This window comes from Neisseria sp. P0016.S008, from assembly GCF_051957775.1.
GTDB lineage: Bacteria > Pseudomonadota > Gammaproteobacteria > Burkholderiales > Neisseriaceae > Neisseria > Neisseria flavescens_B.
This window is the reverse complement of sequence record NZ_JBQCWB010000004.1, coordinates 270568-287759: the sequence shown is the minus strand read 5'-3', so window position 1 is coordinate 287759 and position 17192 is coordinate 270568. Positions and strand designations below refer to the sequence as shown.

The window sequence follows — 17192 nt, the reverse complement described above, 5'->3', positions numbered from 1 at the left end:
CGACCGAGGGTGGGTGGCAAAGCCTGCTTTACGGTCGGGTGTGAACACAAAACAGGCAGAATGTTCTGCCTGTTTTTTATGGCTTAAAGGCCGTCTGAAATGATTCAGACGGCCTTTTGTTTTTGATGATGAGTTGTTTAAGAGTAATCGAAGGAGAGGGGTTCCTTGCCTGAAATTACGCTTTCGGCCAGTCGGCGCAATAGTATTGCCAATAGACTTCGATAAAAGGAATCTCGCCGTAATCGCACAACCACGGTTTGGCGCGTGTGGTGTAGTGGATAACTGGTGGGACGGTGTCGGGTTTGGGGAATACTTCGCTGAGGTTTCGTTTTTGGAAATATTCGACTGCGCCGGTTTGGAAGTTCCAAGACTCGTTCAATTCCAGCCAGCTTTTTCGGAAGACGGTGTTTAAGAAACATTGGTCGCCATAGGGTACGGCTTCGTTGAGGCAGGCGGCGGTTTTCAGCAGTTGCTCCGCGATATTGTGTTCCCGCCATTGCGCCAAGTCGGCCAACAACATACCTGAATTGAAATAGGGCGTGGTGTGCAGGTCGATAGGGTGTTCCCACTCAGTGCGCACCAAAACGGAATCTTGTACCGCCGCAACGGGATAGCCGCGCATATCGAGGTTGAACAAATCGTGTAGGGACTGGGTAACCACCATATCGCTGTCGAGATACAGGGCGCGGTCGACGGGCAGGTGTTGCATCATCAGGCGGAAAAATGCGGCATCCGAAATATGGGACAAGCGGCGATATTGGCTGAAGTCGACTTCGATTTTGACGTCATTCAGGCGGTTGCCGCTGGCCGCGAGCTTTTGGTTGGTATAGTCGATCCATTCCCGCCTGAAGGTATTGTGCATGAGGTAGAAATCGACATTTGTGTTGTGGGTACAGACGGATTTCATCAGGGTGTGAACCTGCTCGGCATAGCCGGTATCGGCGGCAAGGACGATGGTGATGTTGCTCATTGGTTAAATTCCCTTTATTTGCAATGTCTTAAATTTTATCAGTCATTTTCTCGGTCTTGTGCGGTCGGTAAGGCAGCTTGGTCTTCGTTTTCCGATACGGCTTTTTCTACTAAATCGCGTTGCAGCTGTTTACCGGCTTTGATGCCCAATTTGCGCAGTTTTTCGGTGCTGCTGATGAGGTTGCCCCTGCCGGAAACCAAGCGGCCATAGGCCGTCTGAAACTGGGATTGAGCCTGACCGAGCGCTTTATTGATGCCGTCCATGCTTTCAACAAAGCCGACAAATTTGTCATAGAGTTTGCTGCCTGCCTCAGCAATCGCCAGCGCGTTTTGGTTTTGCTGCTCGTTGCGCCAGATGTTGGCAACGGTGCGCAGGGTAGCGAGCAGGGTACTGGGGCCGGTCAGCATGATGCGTTTGTCGAAACACTCTTGGAAGAGGTTTGGATCGTGTTGCAGGGCAAGGAGGTAGGCCGGTTCGACAGGGACGAACATAAAGACGAAGTCCAACGTTTTGACGCCCTCAAGGTCGGTGTAATCCTTTGCGGCCAAGCTTTTGATGTGGGCGCGGATACTGGCGACGTGGTTGGCAAGCTCGCGCTCTGCTTCTGCGCCGGTACTTTGCGTATAGCGGACGTAGGCGGTCAGCGATACTTTGGAGTCGATGACGATTTGTTTGTTGTCGGGCAGATTGATGAGGACGTCGGGCTGGAGGCGGCGCTGGGTACCGTCTGCTTCGTGGCGGACGCTGGAAGCTTGAACGATGTATTCGCGGCCTTTTTGCAGGCCGGAATTTTCCAATACGCTTTCCAAAATCATCTCGCCCCAGTTGCCTTGGGTTTTGTTTTGCGTGCCGGTCAGCGCAGTGGTCAGCGCTTTGGCATCGTGGTGGAGCTGGGTGTTGAGTGTTTGCAGGCGTTTGAGCTCGTTTTCGATGGTCAGGCGCTCTTTGGCTTCTTTTTCATAAGTCTGCTGAACCAGCTCGCTGAAGCCGTGTATGCGTTCGTTGAGTGGATTGAGCAGTTGCTGGAGATGGTCGTGGTTTTGTTCGGTAAAGCGGCGGCTTTTCTCTTCCAAAATAGTGTTGGCGAGGTTTTGGAACTGGTCGCTCAAGTTTTTACGCGCATCTGCCAGCAGGGCCAGCTTTTCTTCGGCAGCCTGACGGTCTTTTTCCGATTGGGTGTTGAGGCGCTCGTTTTGGACTTGAAGCGCGTGGTTTTGCTCCAAAAGGGCGGCGTATTCTTGTTTCAGACGGCCTTTTTCGGCTTCCTGTTGCTGTAAAAGGCTGTTTTTTTCGTCGATATTGGCTTTTTCTTGCGTCAGTTGTGTGGAGAGGCGTTCGTTTTGGACTTGCAGCGCATGGTTTTGCTCTAACAGCGTATCGTAGTCTTGTTTCAGACGGCCTTTTTCCGTTTCTTGTTGTTGCAAAAGCGTATTTTTATCCGCACTCAATGCCTGTTCTTGAACCAGTTGCGTGTTTAGGCGCTCGTTGTTGATTTGCAGGTTTTGCGCGCTTTGCTGCCATTTTGCACATTCGTGTTTTAAAGCTTCGGCTTCGGCCTCGCAATCTTGCAGATAGGCAATTTGTTTTTCGGCTGCGGCAAAGCGGTTGCCCGTCTCCTGCAATTCGTCTTGCAATTCCTGCACGGTATGGCGGCTTTGCGCCAAATCCGCCGCAGTTTGAACCTGCACCTGTTCGGCAAACTCATGCAGGCGGCGGCTTTCGGCTAATTCTTGCAAAACAATAAAGTGTCGGCTTTGGGCTTGGTAGCGTGTTATCAGCCAAGCAAACAGCGCGCCGATAAAAAATGCGGCCGCGCCGGTCAGGATTAGGATGTTGTTCATGCTGGAAATAGTCAATACGCAGAATGTTTCACTATATCATATATTTGCAGCGCATTTTATGGTCGGATAGGTGCTAGAAACGAGTGTTTTCTTTAAAAGAAGCTATCAAAGGTATTGGTTTTGACTAATTGAAGATTTGGTTTGAGAAAAAGATATGTTTATAACATTTTGAATTTAAAAATATATTTAATTTAGAGTGCAAATTTGCAACAAAATAGGAGGGATTTTATGGGCGCAGCAAGATACGTTTGTAGTGTGTATGTAATTAAGACATCGGTGTCATTGAAAAAGACATCGGTGTCATTTTCAAAACAAAATATAAATTAACGAAAATCTTTATTATGTATGTTTTTAGTATTTTATCTTTACGGAAATATTGTATTAATTAACGATTAACACGGTATGATTCGTCTTGTCGGCAGCGCAGATGCCGGCGAAAAAATGTGTATGTTGTTAAATAACATTTTGTATCTATGAAAAAGGACTACTTGAAATGGGGCATTTAATAACGCTTGCCGCCGCTTCTTTAATCGGCATGTCGGGGATACCGGCCTCCGCACTCGGCGTCGCCTACAATATTGAAACGGTAGTACACAAATAATTCAATTATAAACGAATTGATTACAATACTTCAGAAAACGCAACTTAGGCCGTTTTTCGGCCGACAGACAAGAAAGTGAGACAAATAATGAAAACTTTAATCAAACTGGCAGCCGCCTCTTTAATCGGTATGTCCGGCCTGACCGTCGGCGTAACCAATATCGCCCACAATATGGCTGATGCCGACAAATAAAAAAATACACAACACACCCTTAAATACACAGAAAAGAGTTAAAATGAAAACATTAATCAAATTGGCTGCGGCTTCTTTGATCGGCATGTCCGGTTTGACAGTTGGCGCAACCAAAATCGCAAAAAATATGGCAGAAGCTGCCAATAAATAAACGCAAGTAAAATTAAGCTTGTTTTGGTGATAAAAAAGGCCGTCTGAACATTCAGACGGCCTTTGTATTTGATGGCAAACTGTTTTATTTGCCGATACAGAAGCGCGAGAAAATTACGCCCAGCAAATCGTCGGCGGTAAATTCGCCTGTGATTTCGCTGCACGCGTTTTGGGCGAGGCGCAGGTGTTCGGCGAAAAGCTCGATTTGGTTGTTGTCGCAGAGGGCGGCGTTTTCCAGCTCGGCTTCGGCTTCGTGCAGGGCGTTGAGGTGGCGGCTGCGGGCGAGGAACAGGCTTTCGCTTTCGCCCTGCCAGCCGACTTCCTGCAACAGGGTGTGCTTGAGCAAATCGAGGCCGGCGCCGGTTTTGGCGGACAGGCTGATAACGCTTTCTGCGCCGGTTTGCGCGAGGCTGTCTGAACGGACGGCGACGGGTTCGCCGGTCAGGTCGGCTTTGTTGTGGATTTCGATTTTTTTCAAACCTTCGGGCAGACTGTTTAAAATAGCTTGGGTTTTGGCGTTCACACCTTCGCGCGGGTCAATCAGAATCAGGGCGACATCGGCTTCAGAAACGGCTTTGCGGCTGCGCTCGATGCCGATTTGTTCGACCACGTCGTCGGTTTCACGCAGACCGGCGGTGTCAATGATGTGGACGGGTACGCCGTCGAGGGTGATTTGTTCGCGCACGGTGTCGCGGGTGGTGCCTGCGATGTCGGTTACGATGGCGATGTCGTCGCCAGCCAAGGCGTTGAGCAGGCTGGATTTGCCGACGTTGGGCGCGCCGACGAGGACGACGTTCATGCCTTCGCGCAAAATCGCGCCTTGTTCCGCACTGGCGAGGACGGTTTTCAGACGGCCTTGCAGGGCTTGAAGCTTGCCGCGCGCGTCGGCGGCTTCGAGAAAGTCGATGTCTTCTTCGGGAAAGTCCAGTGTGGCTTCGACCAGCATCCGCAAAGTAATAAGGTCGTCCACCAGCTCGTGTATGTGTTGGGAAAACGCGCCTTTGAGCGAACGCAACGCCATGCGTGCGGCGGACTTGCTGGAGGCGTCGATGAGGTCGGCAACGCTTTCGGCTTGGGCAAGGTCGAGTTTGTTGTTGAGGAAGGCGCGTTTGGTAAATTCGCCCGGTTCCGCCATGCGCGCGCCCAGTTCGAGGCAGCGCGAGAGCAGCATGTCCATCACGACGGGGCCGCCGTGCCCCTGCAATTCAATCACGTCTTCGCCGGTAAAGCTGGCGGGGGCGGCGAAGTAGAGCAGGATGCCGTTGTCTATCGGCTGCCCGTCGCCGCCGAGAAAATCAGTGTAAAGCGCGGTACGCGGTTTGGGCGTTTTGCCGCCGCTGAGGGTTTGCGCCAAAGGCAGCAGGTTTTTGCCGGAAAGACGGATAACGCCGACGCCGCCGCGTCCGGGGGCGGTGGCGATGGCGGCGATGGTGGGTTGGGTTGCGGACATGAGAACTCGCGTATAGATAAATTTAATGGGCGTATTATAGCAAAAGGCCGTCTGAAACTTTGGGTTTTGGGGTTTCAGACGACCTTTTTAGCAGATTGGAAATGTGGGCGTACTACTTGAATGGTTCAAGTATTTTTAATTTCCAAATCATCCGGCAGTAAGTCGTGTACGGAACAGTTTAAAGCAGAAGACAGTTGATATAGTTTATCAACCGTTATGTTGACCTCCCCCCTTTCTATTCTACCCATATAGCTTCTGTCTATATCGGCAAGTAAGGCTAAGCTTTCTTGGTTGATATTGGACTGTTTGCGGATTTCTCGAATTTTTATACCTATCAATACACTGATTTTACTCATGAGATTTGTCTTCACAAATCTCAAAATATCCAATTTTGACGCTTATTTATCCACGGATTATAATCCGTATTTTTAGAAAATATCTAATGTGGAGAACGTTAAATGGCAAGTTATATTGAAAGCTCTTTAGGGCGAGGTGAACGTATTGTTTATAAAGCGCAAGTATCGTGGTTTTCCCAATTCTGGAGGATTTTTTTCGGTATCCTGCTGTTGATGTGGGTAATCGGTATCGTATTTATAGTGTTCGCGGTATTGAATGTAATGACAACCGAGCTTGCTTTAACTAACAAAAGGGTTATCGCTAAGTTTGGCTTTATCCGCCGGCAAACAATTGAGATAAATATCAACCGTATCGAAAGTATTTCGGTAAATCAAGGTTTTTGGGGCAGGATTTTCAATTATGGCTCCGTAGTGGTCAGAGGGACGGGCGGCAGTCATGCTCCGATTCCTTATATCGCTCGACCAATGGAGTTCCGTCAACAATTCAATGATTTTATAGATAACGAAATTGGTGGTGGCTCGAAAAATCAAATTGAATTAAAACCGCCTGCCGTTTGAGGTGGGTGGAAACGGTGGTTTTTGTTTTATATAGCCCAATTACTTTATTTTCGATACGCAATACCTATTGCCGTCATTTCCGCGCAGGTGGGACTGACGAGGTTGGAAGCCTTGAAATATCGGAAGTTAGTTATGTTTGCTATAGCAAAATTGTAATTAAATATTTATTTCTATCGATCCGAATATGAAAAGGCCGTCTGAAACTTTGGGTTTCAGACGGCCTTTAAATTAAGATGATTAAACAGCGGCGACGGTAAAGCGTTCAAACAAATGCGCTTTGTTTTCCACATCGTCGGCGATGGCGACTGCCAAATCGGCCACGCTGATGCCTGCCGGAATTTCACCGTCCATCAGCAAATCGTCTTTGCCCAAGCGGTATTTGCCGGTTTTGTCTTCGCTGAAGCCGCCGTCCGTGCCCAGTCGTGCCGGAGGGGAAACGAAAGACCAGTTCACGGCGCGGCAGGAGTTCTGCCAAGAGATGGCGTGCGGCATTGGCGCCGTCGAAAATTTCTTTCGGGAAGTCAGGCGTATCGATAAGTTGCAAACCGGGTGCTACATACAGGCTGCCCGCGCCGCCAACTACCAATAAATAAGGCACTTGCGCTGCTTTTGCCGCTTCGACGATGCTGTTTGCGCCGCGTGTAAAATCCGCGCCGATATTGGGATTGCTCCAACCCGGATTGAACGCGCTGACCACGGCATCAAAACCGGCCAGTTTGTCGGCAAAATCTGCTGCGTTGACATCTGCGGAGACAGCGGCAACATTTTGCGCTTGGAACACTTTGTCTGTGTTGCGGGCGAAAGCGGTTACTTCATGACCGCGACCTGCCAATTCTTGAACGACTGCGTTGCCGACATAACCTGTTGCACCGATAACTGCGATTTTCATATTTAACTCCTTGTGGGGATGTGATTGATTAGATGAGTGCATTGTAAGGCCGTCTGAAACGCTTGATAATCCTTGTTTTGCTGTTATTATTGTGAAGTTAAACTAAATAATTATTTCCAAATGCAAGACATCAAACCCTTACTTGTTTTCGCTACCGTCCTCGAACACGGCAGCATGAACGCCGCCGCTGCCGCGTTGGGCATGACTCCGTCTGCCGTCAGCCAGCACATCAACCGCCTCGAAGCCCTGCACGGCATCAAGCTGTTAAACCGCAGCACGCGCAGCCTTGCGCCTACCGATGCCGGCCGCGCCTTGGGCGAATACTGCCGCCGCCTCGCCGCCACGCTTGCCGATACGCGTACCGTTATCGACAATCTGAAAACCGAACCCGTCGGCGAATTGCAGATTTCCTTGACGTCTACGGTCATCGAATCCCGTGCTTTTCAGACGGCGTTTGCAAGATTGCAAACCGAGTTCCCAAAAATCCGCCCCGTCCTCAATTTCAGCGATACCTTGGACGACCTGCAACACAATCAGACCGACATCGCCATACGCGGCGGTGATCGGGCTTTGGACGATCCCAACTTGGTTGCGCGCCATCTCGTGACGTGGCCGTATATGATTTGCGCCGTGCCCGATTATCTCAACCGGCATCCGCCCATTACCCATCCCTCTCAGCTTCATGCGCACCGCTGGCTGCATTTTTTACCTGTCCGCACCACCTTGCAAAACGGTGAAGAAAGCTATTTTCTCGATGTCGCCGACAGCATTGCCTGCACGCATCTTGCCGCCGTCCGCAGCCTGACCGAAAGCGGTTTCGGTTTGTCTTTGCAAGTAGGCGGCGAAGTGAGGGAAAAAATTGAACAGGGCTGTCTGAAAGTGGTTTTGCCGGAATGGACATTGCCGCCGATCAGCCTTTATTTGGTGACGCCTTATCGTGTGCAGTCTGCCAAAACCGAGGCTGCCGTGCGCATTTTTACCGAGAGTTTTGCCAAGGAAGGGGATTTATGAACGCGGAAAATTGGCGCGTTTACCTGATTTTGTGCGAAAACGGCGCGTTTTATTGCGGCATCAGTAACCGTCCGCAAGAGCGATTTGCGGCGCATTTGTCAGGAAAAGGCGCGAAATACACGAGGTTGAACAAGCCTGTCGAGATGCGCATCGTTTCAGACGGCCTGAACAAAAGTGAAGCGCTGAAACGGGAAATCGGCATTAAGAAATTGACGGCAGAGCAGAAGCGGGGATTATGGGCTGAAGCTGAAACATTGGCAAAAGGTTAATGGCGGCAATGGATTAAATTGTAGTCGGGATATGAATAACCACATAAATAGGTAAGCCTGCTGGTGTCTTTTGCATAGGCAAGCGGCAAATATTTATTAACATGATTCAAAAAGGCCGTCTGAAACCTGATTTGGGTTCAGACGGCCCTTTTAGGATAAGAGGCGGTTTAATGCTTATGGTATTATCTAGAAAGTTTGTAAAAAATTGAATTTAAAAAGAAACATTAAGATTTAAGAGTATAACTGATTGAACAATAAAATGAAAATTATCACGCCAAATGACAAATGGGCGTGGATTTCTATCTGAGTAGAGGTGTGATGTCAATATGTTTTTCCTGTTTTTGTGACAAAATCTGATTTATGCCAATATTTATTATAGTGTAGGTCGAAGGTATTAGTTTCTATGCTAGAATTTTTAAGCTGTTTATATAAAACAGTGATTTAAACTAAAACTAAGGAAAGACAGAACATGAACAAATTACTGATTGCCGTAATGATGATGGCTGGTTTGACAGCTTGTTCCCAAGAGGCTAAACAGGAGACTCAAGAGGCTGCTCAAGCCGTTGCATCTGAAGTTAAAAACGAAGTTGCTTCTGCTGCTGATACTGCTGCGTCTGCCGCTCAAGAAGCTGCCGATAAAGTCGAAGCCGCTGCCAGCAAAGCAGAGGAAGCCGCTAAACCTGAAGAAGCTGCCAAGCCTGAAGAGAAAGCCGAAGCGCCTGCCGCTGAGGCCAAGCCTGCTGAATCCGCCAAAGTGGACGGCAAAGCTGTTTTTGAAGCGAACTGTAAAGCATGCCACAGCGGCTTGATTCCCGGCGCTCCTGCAGTAGGCAAAAAAGAAGACTGGGCGCCTCGCATTAAACAAGGCAAAGACACCTTGCACAAACACGCCCTCGAAGGCTTCCAAGCCATGCCTGCCAAAGGCGGCAACGGCAGCTTAAGCGACGACGAAGTGAAAGCCGCAGTTGACTACATGGCCAACGAATCCGGCGCTAAATTCTAAATCGCACCGATTGAAACGCACCTTGCAACAAGGTGCGTTTTTTATAGGCAGACGGATGAAAGTTGAAATAGGGCCGATAAACAGGCAAAGGCCGTCTGAAACATTTTATTTTGAAGCACAATCGGCTAAAATCAGGCGAATTATTTTATGCAGGAGCAAACCATGAGCAATCAACACGACAACGTAGATGCCGGCGAAATCGCCAAGTTCAGCCAAATCGCCGATAAATGGTGGGATAAAAACGGCGAATTCAAGCCCCTGCATGACATCAACCCCTTACGCCTCGACTATATCGACGGCTATGCCGGATTGGCAGGCAAACGCGTGCTGGATGTAGGCTGCGGCGGCGGGATTTTGTCGGAAAGCATGGCCAAACGCGGCGCAGAACACGTGACCGGCATCGATATGGCGGAAAAATCCCTGCAAACCGCCGCTGCCCATGCGGCCGCTCAACATGTTGCCAATATCGATTACCGCTGCATCCGTGTCGAAGATCTCGCCGCCGAGCAACCGCACAGCTTTGACGTGGTAACGTGTATGGAAATGATGGAACACGTTCCCGATCCGTCCGCCATCGTTCAAGCCTGTGCGAAACTGGTCAAATCCGACGGCATGGTGTTTTTCTCCACCATCAACCGCAATCCCAAATCTTATCTGCATCTGATTGTCGGTGCGGAATATCTATTGAAATTTGTCCCCAAAGGCACGCACGACTGGAAAAAATTCATCACGCCGGCAGAACTCGCGCGTATGTGCCGCCAAGCCGGATTGGATACCGTTGGCAGCAAGGGCATGACCTATAATTTGTTGAGCGGTCATTATTCCCTGTGTGACTCGACCGAGGTCAACTATATGGTTGCCTGCCGTCCGGCATAAGGTTCAACTGATAAAACACACGGGCTTACCTAATATTTGAAATGGTATGTCAAAAGCAACTTGATTCAAATATCGGTAAGGCAAATCAGGCCGTCTGAAAAGAAAAAAGGCATGTTCGATACATGCCTTTTTTGTATGTGCAGTGCAGTTGTCGCCCTTATTCCGTCCAAGACGAATACGGATGTTTGCTCAAATACGCATTGGTGAATTTACCGTCTGCCGTGATTTCCTTGCCCAGCCAAGACGGTTTTGGGAACTCGGTATCTTCAGACGGCAATTCGATTTCCGCCACAATCAATGGCGCATTGTCGCCGAAATATTCGTCGATTTCATACACAAAGCCTTCAAATTCGACCCGGTAGCGGTATTTTTCCATTTTAAACGGACACATGTCCGCCATCATCGCCTGCGCGTGAGATAACGGAATTTCGTATTCAAACTCGCTGCGCGTCATGTCGGAAATATAGCCTTTCAGGGTCAGCCAGGCTTGCGAGCCGATAATCCGCACACGGATGGTGCGCTCTTTTTCCACGCTCAAATAGCCCTGTTGCAACACCAGCGGCTCGCCTGCCGCTTCGCGCCAACTGTCATCCGCCAGCAAAAAGCGGCGTTCGATTTCGACCGTCATGAATTCTTTCCTTATTTACCAAACAGGCCGTCTGAAGATCAAAACGGCTTGAAAACCACCATATAAAGCGCGGCCACCATCATCAATACAGGGAGTTCGTTGAATACCCGATACCAGCGGTGCGAATACACATTGCTGCCGTTTTGAAAACGGCGCAGCAGCAGGCCGCAATAAAGCTGGTAAGCCAAGAGCAACAGGCCGCACAATAATTTAACCGCCAGCCAGCCGTTGCCCCACCAATTGTTTACAAATCCGATGGCCGCGCCAAATATCAGCGTTCCCCAGCCCAAAGGCGACATAAAGCGGTACAGCCTGCGCGACATATCCGTCAGCCGTACATATTCCACGCTACCAGGCTCTAATTGCGCCAGATTCACATAAATCCGCGGCAGATAAAACAGTCCGGCAAACCAAGAAATCACAAAAAATATGTGTAACAGCTTAAACCACAAATACATTTCAGACGGCCCCAAAACCTAAAACCATTATTTTATCCGCAATACGGCCCGAGCCAAAATAAAATAGTCAAAACAATCTGATTTAGTTCGCCACAACAATGTGTTGCAGGCGCGATTTTACCCAAAAACCAAATTGTAAATTTCGCAACAATATGCAAGTTGATATACGCACAATGCAAAAAACTTGTTAAAATCCTATGCTATTTAATTATAAAAACATTATGGACGGAAAACATGAAACAATTTGAAATCAGCAACAGCGTCAGGAAAGAGCTTAGCAACTACCTGAATACGCGCAATCTAAACCTCAAAGCCGCCATGGACAACGAAACAACCAATGGCGAAGTCGCGGCCATCGTTCATGCAGGATTGCCGGCGATGATTCGGAAAATCTATTCTTTGGAAAAAATGAAAACCTTTTTCTGGATGAAAAAAGATTTGATGATGGAATTTATCAATATGCGTTTGGCAGCCGGCGATAAAAATGGTAAAAACTAATTTTAGCGATGGGCATGGGGAGACAGGAGTTTGAAATGCGGACTTCTGTTTTTCTCGAAGTCTTGTTAGGGACAGGGCTTACTTATTATTCCTAATCAGTTTTGGCAACCGAAAGGCCGTCTGAAATTCAAATGATAGGGCATGGGAACATGCCCTGTTTTTATGGGCGGTTGGTCTGCATTAGGGAAATATTGAGCTTGGCAATCATTGTGGCGTTCCGCGCTGGGTGGGTTTATCGGCTGAATGGTTTTATATTTGTTTTGCTGAAAATATTGAATTGATTATAAAAAGGCCGTCTGAAACATTTCAGACGGCCTTTAGCATTGAATCAGCAATTAAAACGGCGGATTTTCAAATCAAGCTGCGTTGTCGAAACCGCTGTGGCGGAGCAGGGCATCCAGGCTTGGTTCGCGGCCGCGGAAGGCTTTGAAGGATTCTGCTGCGCTGCGCGAACCGCCGACAGCCAGTATTTCTTTCCAGAAGCGGTGGCCGGTTTCGGCAACGTCGTCGCTTTCTTCAAAAGCGGCGTAAGCGTCTGCACTCAAAACTTCCGCCCATGCGTAGCTGTAATAGCCTGCGGCGTAGCCGCCGGCGAAGATGTGGCTGAAGCTTAAGGCAAAGCGGTTGTATGCCGGCGGTTGGGTTACGGCGACTTCTTGACGCACTTTGTCCAAGATTTGCGGCCATTCTTTCAGACGGCCTTCATCTTCCTGATGGTAGATTTCCATGTCGAAGAGGGCAAATTCCATTTGACGGACGAGGAACATACCGCGTTGGAAGTTTTTGGCCGCGTGCATTTTGTCGAACAGCTCTTTTGGCAATACCGCGCCGGTTTCTTCGTGCGAGGACATTTGCGCCAATACGTCGTATTCCCAAACGAAGTTTTCCATGAATTGGCTAGGTAGCTCGACCGCGTCCCATTCGACGCCGTTGATGCCGGATACGCCCACTTCGTCAACTTGGGTCAACAAGTGGTGCAGGCCGTGGCCGGTTTCATGGAAGAGGGTGATGATTTCGTCGTGGCTCAAACGCGCTTCTTTGTCGCCGACCGGAGGGGTGAAGTTGCAGACGAGGTAGGCGGTCGGCAGTTGCAGCGTACCGTCGGCGAAACGGCGGCGGCCTTTATAGCCGTCCATCCATGCGCCGCCGCGTTTGCCTTCGCGTGCGTACAAGTCCATGTAAACGCCGCCGATGGTTTGGCCGTCTTGTTTCAGCTCGAAATAGCGCACGTCTTTGTGCCAAACGGGGACGGTTTTTTCAGCCAGCTCGATACCGTAGAGTTTTTTGATTTGGGCAAACAGGCCAGCCAATACTTTGCTGATAGGGAAGTATTTTTTCACTTCGGTTTCGCTGAAGGCGTATTTGGCTTGGCGCAGTTTTTCGGCGGCGTAGCTCAAATCCCAAGATTGCGGATCTTCGATATTCAGGCTCTCGCGTGCAAAGGCTTTGATTTCGGCAAAGTCTTTTTCGGCAAACGGTTTGGCGCGGCGGGCAAGGTCGTGCAGGAAATTCAGAACCTGTTCGGGCGTATCCGCCATTTTGGTTGCCAGCGACAGCTCGGCGTAGGTTTTGAAGCCAAGCAGTTTGGCGGTTTTCAACGCGTTTGCAAGCGTTTGTTCGACGTTGGCCGTGTTGTCGAATTTGCCTTCGTCAGACAATTCGCTGGCACGGGTAACATAGGCGCGGTAGATTTGTTCGCGCAGTTCGCGGTTGTCGGCGTATTGGATAACGGCAAGGTAGTGCGGAATCTGCAGGCCGATTTTGTAGCCTGTTTTGCCTTCGCTTTGCGCGGCGGCGGCAAACATGGCGAGGGAGTCTTCGGGGATGCCGGCAAGCGGCGCGGCATCGTCAAAGTAAATGCCGAAAGCGTCGGTCGCGTCTTGGACGTTTTGTGCGAATTTGGCACCCAGTTGCGCGCCTTCGGTTTGCAGTTGCGCCAGTTCTGCCTGCTGTTCGGGCGGTAATTCGGCACCGCTGAGGACGAAATCGCGCAAGTCGTGGTTGAGCTTGGTTTGCTGCGCAGGGGAGAGGGTGTTGAATTCGGCAGAATTTTTGATGATTTTGAAGCGGTTGTACAACTCGATGTCTTGACCGATTTCGGTGAAGAAAATGGTGATTTCAGGCATCAATTCGTTGTATACGGCACGCAGCTCGGGCGTATCGACCACGGAGTTGAGATGGGAAACCACGCTCCAAATGCGGCCGACGCGTTCGGTAATGTCGGTTAGTTTTTCGACGGTGTTGGCCCAGTCGGTGTGCGTTTGCGCTTTGATGGCGGCGATTTGCTCGCGCGCTTCGGCGATGGCGGTTTGCAGGGCGGGTTTGATGTCTTCGGTTTTGATTTGGTCGAAACGGGGTTCTTCGCCCAAGTGGAGCAGGACGTTGTCGTTCATATGGTTTCTCCTGAATAAGATGGATTCAGACGGCCTTGTGGCCGTCTGAAAAGAAAACGATAGGCGTTATATGGTGGCAGACAGGCAGAATTAAAGTATTCCGCCTGCCTGTCGGCCAATCTTATTCTGCGCCGCGCGGATTGGCGTGCAATGGCGCAGCCAGCTCGAGGCGCATGGTGGTGCCTTCTGGGGCATAAACCGCATTGGCAACATTGGTTTGCAGGGATTCGGCAAACGAGCCGCGATACACTTTTGCGCCTTGGTGGGTCAGGTTGGATTGTACGTCGACGTACACTTCGCCGCCGATTTGACGCCAGAGGTAGCAGAAGGTGTAGTCTTCGGACAGGTAGCGTTTGCTTTCAGGATCGACCATGCAGTCGAAGAAGCGGTAGTGCAGGCCTTTGTTTTCCGGGCTGTAGTCGCTGTCGGAGACGTAGTTCAACTCGGGGTAGGCCTCTATCATTTTTTCAAATACGCTACGTTTGATAACCATGAAGCCGGTTGGCGCGTCATGAACTTTCATGAAGCCTTCTTCATCCACTTTCAGGACGATTTCACCGTTTTCGTTTTTGTCGTTGGTGTTGACGGTGTAAGAAGTGTACATGCGCTCAAAATCGGCTTGGGTCATGCCGGCCGGAAGGCCTGCTTCAGGCCAATTCTCGCGTTTGAGCGGATAAACGCCGGCTACAACGTCTTTGTCGGCCAAAAGCAGGCGGTAGAATGAATCGGGAGAGAAGCCGATGTCGGAGTCAATCCAAAATAAATGCGTCCATTCTTTGTTTTCCAAAAATCTGGCCACGCAGTTGTTGCGCGCGCGCGTAATCAGGCTTTCGCCGCGTTGCATCATCACTTGAAGCGGCAGGCCGAGGGAGGCGTTGGTGTGGACGATGTTTAGAAGTGAGAGGGTATAGTTGTGGAAATATTTGCCGTCATGGCTGGGGGTCATGATTACAGGGTACATTTCGGCAAGGGCTGATTCGGGCAACATGAGTTTTCCTTATTGTTGATTGTGAATTTGGGTATTGTAAGGGATTTGATAGTATATATAAACTGGGCTATTTTAATTTATTGATTAATCGGCATTGCGTGCGCAAGAATTCGTCCAAAATCGCCTGTTGGATTTCCAAGCGTTTGGCCACGGGCGAGGCAAAGCGCACGATGATGTTGTACACCTTGTCATCATGTGGCACGCGGGATACACGCGGTTGTGCGGCGGGCGTGATAAACAACTTTTGGGTTTGCACGTTTTCCAAATGCTGCTTGATGGCAGGGACATAAGGCTCGCACAAGGGCTCAAGAACATCTTTCAGACGGCCGATGATTTCGTCCGAATCCAAATGAATCGGCACGGGGATTTCCACTGTATGAATTACATAATCGCCCAAAATATTGTCGCGGCGCACGGGGTGGCTTAGAAGTAAGCTGTTGGGAAACGAGAGCGTTTTGCCGGAAAGCTGGCCAACCAACGGATTTGGGCCTATTTGCATCATCAGCGTGTTCAGCATATTGATATCGACCACCCGTCCGCGCAGGCCGTTGATTTCGATATAATCGCCGATGGAATATTGTTTAGTCACCGAGCGCAGGATGCTGCCGGACAAACACATAATCAATTCTTTGGTTGCTACCACAATCGCTGCGGCTACCGCAAACATCGACAACGCCAACGTTTGAATCTGCGCCGCCCAAATCATCGCCAGCCCGAACAAGAGCAGCAGCATGGTGATGTTGCGGCTGACCACCAGCGAACGGCGTTTGTTTTCAATGCTTAAATCCGGATGGCTGCGAAAATGAGCCGAGAGTAAAATGCTGCGCCCGGCAATGATGGCCACAATCATCAAAGCCGATTTGATGATTTCTTCACTGACAGGCAAAGCGTTTAGCCATTCCTGTATGGTGTTCCACATAATACTGTTTCCTTTCCCTTTTTAAGCCGTCTGAAAACCCACGCGTTCAAAAATTTCTGCCGCACACGCTTCCGATACCGCAAACAAAGTTGCCACACTGCCCAAAGCCCGTTGTGCTGCCACGCTCAAATCGTCGCGACATACTTCGCCCAGCCACTCAACCGGCCGCACCAGCGACATTTTCTCATCGTCCCATTGCGGACAATGTACTGCGCCGCCTGTAATCCTGCCGATCCGATAACGGCGCAGGGCAGGCGAGTAGGTCAGTACGGCATCTCCATCGGCCAACTCGTTGGCAAACCGCCACATCTGAGCCGCACCCGATTGCGCTGTTCTCAATTTCACATCCGGCACGGCCGAACGGTAAATATCCGTCAGTTTCTCACGGCCAAAACCCTTGGCCGCCGCTTCGGCCAGCATGGGCCAGGCCAACGCCGCCACGCCGCGCTCGAAAAATACATCATAAAGCGCACCTTGCGTGCTGCGAACCATATAAAGTCTGGCTTGTTTTCCCATTGCAGTACCTGTTTGTTTGAAGAATCCATCCCTTTGTTTCCATGTTACCTGTTACGGCTGAAAAATTCGATATTTTACATTGCCGGAAGGGTTTGAAGTTCTCGCTGAAAATAAATGAATTATAGATGAAAGGCCGTCTGAAAAATAAAATAGGCTTATATATCAACAGATGATATATCGTAACAATATATTAATAACTGTAAAATTTTTTACGTTTGTATCAAAAAAAAGATAAAATGAAAGAATCAATCGCGAAAGATTGCTATTCACTGAACATTAGGAGAGAAAAAATGACCTGTAAAACCCACGAACATCATGACCACGTCCACGGCGCAAACTGCGGCCACACTGCCATCAAACACGAAGGCCACGTCGATTATCTGCACGACGGCCACCTACACCATGAGCACAACGGCCACTACGACGAACACGCCCTGAGTGTCAATGAAACCAACCCTGACGGCTGTCATCCGGTTGACACCTGCCACGGCCACGTTCACGGCGAAGGTTGCGGCCACGAAGCCGTACCGCACGGTGATCACGTTGACTACATCGTCAACGGCCGTCTGCACCACCAACACGGTGATCACTGCGACGACCACGGCCCTGTTGAAATCGTTAAATAA

17 protein-coding genes and 1 pseudogene are annotated in these 17192 nt (G+C 49.7%); 7 read left to right on the top strand and 11 right to left on the bottom strand.

Features of this window, described 5'->3' with window-relative positions; all coding sequences use genetic code 11:
• Positions 1–175: 175 nt before the first annotated feature.
• From ACTHS8_RS07420 to ACTHS8_RS07405, 4 genes are all read right to left on the bottom strand, one after another.
• On the bottom strand, positions 176–970 hold the full coding sequence (locus ACTHS8_RS07420) for a glycosyltransferase family 8 protein (RefSeq protein ID WP_063076588.1): 795 nt from the start codon (positions 968–970) through the stop codon (positions 176–178).
• Positions 971–1008: 38 nt separating this feature from the next.
• A complete protein-coding gene (rmuC, locus tag ACTHS8_RS07415) occupies positions 1009–2811 on the bottom strand; it encodes a DNA recombination protein RmuC (RefSeq protein WP_440373371.1) in 1803 nt (600 codons plus the stop codon).
• A gap of 1028 nt (positions 2812–3839) precedes the next feature.
• The gene (gene mnmE / locus ACTHS8_RS07410; protein ID WP_440373370.1) at positions 3840–5204 is read right to left on the bottom strand and encodes a tRNA uridine-5-carboxymethylaminomethyl(34) synthesis GTPase MnmE; all 1365 of its coding nucleotides are present in this window, start codon (positions 5202–5204) and stop codon (positions 3840–3842) included.
• A gap of 125 nt (positions 5205–5329) precedes the next feature.
• On the bottom strand, positions 5330–5560 hold the full coding sequence (locus ACTHS8_RS07405; RefSeq protein WP_049344313.1) for a helix-turn-helix domain-containing protein: 231 nt from the start codon (positions 5558–5560) through the stop codon (positions 5330–5332).
• 102 nt (positions 5561–5662) lie between these two features.
• Here ACTHS8_RS07405 and ACTHS8_RS07400 point away from each other — a divergent pair, with 102 nt between their 5' ends.
• Positions 5663–6118 (top strand): PH domain-containing protein, encoded by a 456-nt coding sequence (locus tag ACTHS8_RS07400; RefSeq protein WP_049344311.1) that lies wholly within the window; start codon positions 5663–5665, stop codon positions 6116–6118.
• Positions 6119–6355: 237 nt separating this feature from the next.
• On the opposite strand, the pseudogene ACTHS8_RS07395 reads toward ACTHS8_RS07400, so the two are convergent.
• Positions 6356–7007, bottom strand: a pseudogene (locus tag ACTHS8_RS07395) (NAD(P)-dependent oxidoreductase).
• A 120-nt stretch (positions 7008–7127) separates the two neighbouring features.
• Between ACTHS8_RS07395 and ACTHS8_RS07390 the strand changes: the two are divergent.
• From ACTHS8_RS07390 to ubiG, 4 genes are all read left to right on the top strand, one after another.
• Positions 7128–8018 (top strand): LysR family transcriptional regulator, encoded by an 891-nt coding sequence (locus tag ACTHS8_RS07390; protein ID WP_440373369.1) that lies wholly within the window; start codon positions 7128–7130, stop codon positions 8016–8018.
• Positions 8015–8287, top strand: coding sequence for a GIY-YIG nuclease family protein (locus ACTHS8_RS07385; RefSeq protein WP_440373368.1), 273 nt, complete (start codon positions 8015–8017; stop codon positions 8285–8287). Before ACTHS8_RS07390 ends, ACTHS8_RS07385 begins: the two co-directional genes overlap by 4 nt.
• 469 nt (positions 8288–8756) lie before the next feature.
• Positions 8757–9290 (top strand): c-type cytochrome, encoded by a 534-nt coding sequence (locus ACTHS8_RS07380; RefSeq protein WP_440373367.1) that lies wholly within the window; start codon positions 8757–8759, stop codon positions 9288–9290.
• 162 nt (positions 9291–9452) lie between these two features.
• Positions 9453–10166, top strand: coding sequence for a bifunctional 2-polyprenyl-6-hydroxyphenol methylase/3-demethylubiquinol 3-O-methyltransferase UbiG (gene ubiG / locus ACTHS8_RS07375; protein WP_440373366.1), 714 nt, complete (start codon positions 9453–9455; stop codon positions 10164–10166).
• 157 nt (positions 10167–10323) lie between these two features.
• Here the strand turns inward: ubiG and ACTHS8_RS07370 are convergent, their stop codons facing one another.
• Positions 10324–10794 (bottom strand): CYTH domain-containing protein, encoded by a 471-nt coding sequence (locus ACTHS8_RS07370; RefSeq protein WP_440373365.1) that lies wholly within the window; start codon positions 10792–10794, stop codon positions 10324–10326.
• A 38-nt stretch (positions 10795–10832) separates the two neighbouring features.
• Positions 10833–11252 carry a CopD family protein gene (locus ACTHS8_RS07365; RefSeq protein ID WP_004520906.1) on the bottom strand — a complete coding sequence of 140 codons (420 nt, stop codon included), beginning with the start codon at positions 11250–11252 and terminating at the stop codon, positions 10833–10835.
• A 234-nt stretch (positions 11253–11486) separates the two neighbouring features.
• Between ACTHS8_RS07365 and ACTHS8_RS07360 the strand changes: the two genes are divergently transcribed.
• Complete coding sequence (locus ACTHS8_RS07360) at positions 11487–11750, top strand: hypothetical protein (protein WP_440373364.1); 264 nt, start codon at positions 11487–11489, stop codon at positions 11748–11750.
• Positions 11751–12106: 356 nt separating this feature from the next.
• On the opposite strand, the gene ACTHS8_RS07355 is transcribed toward ACTHS8_RS07360, so the two are convergent.
• The 4 genes from ACTHS8_RS07355 to ACTHS8_RS07340 all read right to left on the bottom strand — a co-directional run bounded on the left by ACTHS8_RS07355 (position 12107) and on the right by ACTHS8_RS07340 (position 16566).
• Positions 12107–14143: a M3 family metallopeptidase gene (locus ACTHS8_RS07355; RefSeq protein WP_440373363.1), complete on the bottom strand. Its 2037-nt coding sequence runs from the start codon at positions 14141–14143 to the stop codon at positions 12107–12109.
• Between the two features lie 121 nt (positions 14144–14264).
• Positions 14265–15131 carry a hypothetical protein gene (locus tag ACTHS8_RS07350; protein ID WP_254342531.1) on the bottom strand — a complete coding sequence of 289 codons (867 nt, stop codon included), beginning with the start codon at positions 15129–15131 and terminating at the stop codon, positions 14265–14267.
• Between the two features lie 67 nt (positions 15132–15198).
• Positions 15199–16050, bottom strand: a complete 852-nt coding sequence (locus ACTHS8_RS07345; RefSeq protein ID WP_070591537.1) for a mechanosensitive ion channel family protein — start codon at positions 16048–16050, stop codon at positions 15199–15201.
• Positions 16051–16071: 21 nt separating this feature from the next.
• Positions 16072–16566: a restriction endonuclease gene (locus tag ACTHS8_RS07340; protein ID WP_070591536.1), complete on the bottom strand. Its 495-nt coding sequence runs from the start codon at positions 16564–16566 to the stop codon at positions 16072–16074.
• 290 nt (positions 16567–16856) lie between these two features.
• Here ACTHS8_RS07340 and ACTHS8_RS07335 point away from each other — a divergent pair, with 290 nt between their 5' ends.
• Positions 16857–17192, top strand: a complete 336-nt coding sequence (locus tag ACTHS8_RS07335) for a hypothetical protein (RefSeq protein WP_003684489.1) — start codon at positions 16857–16859, stop codon at positions 17190–17192.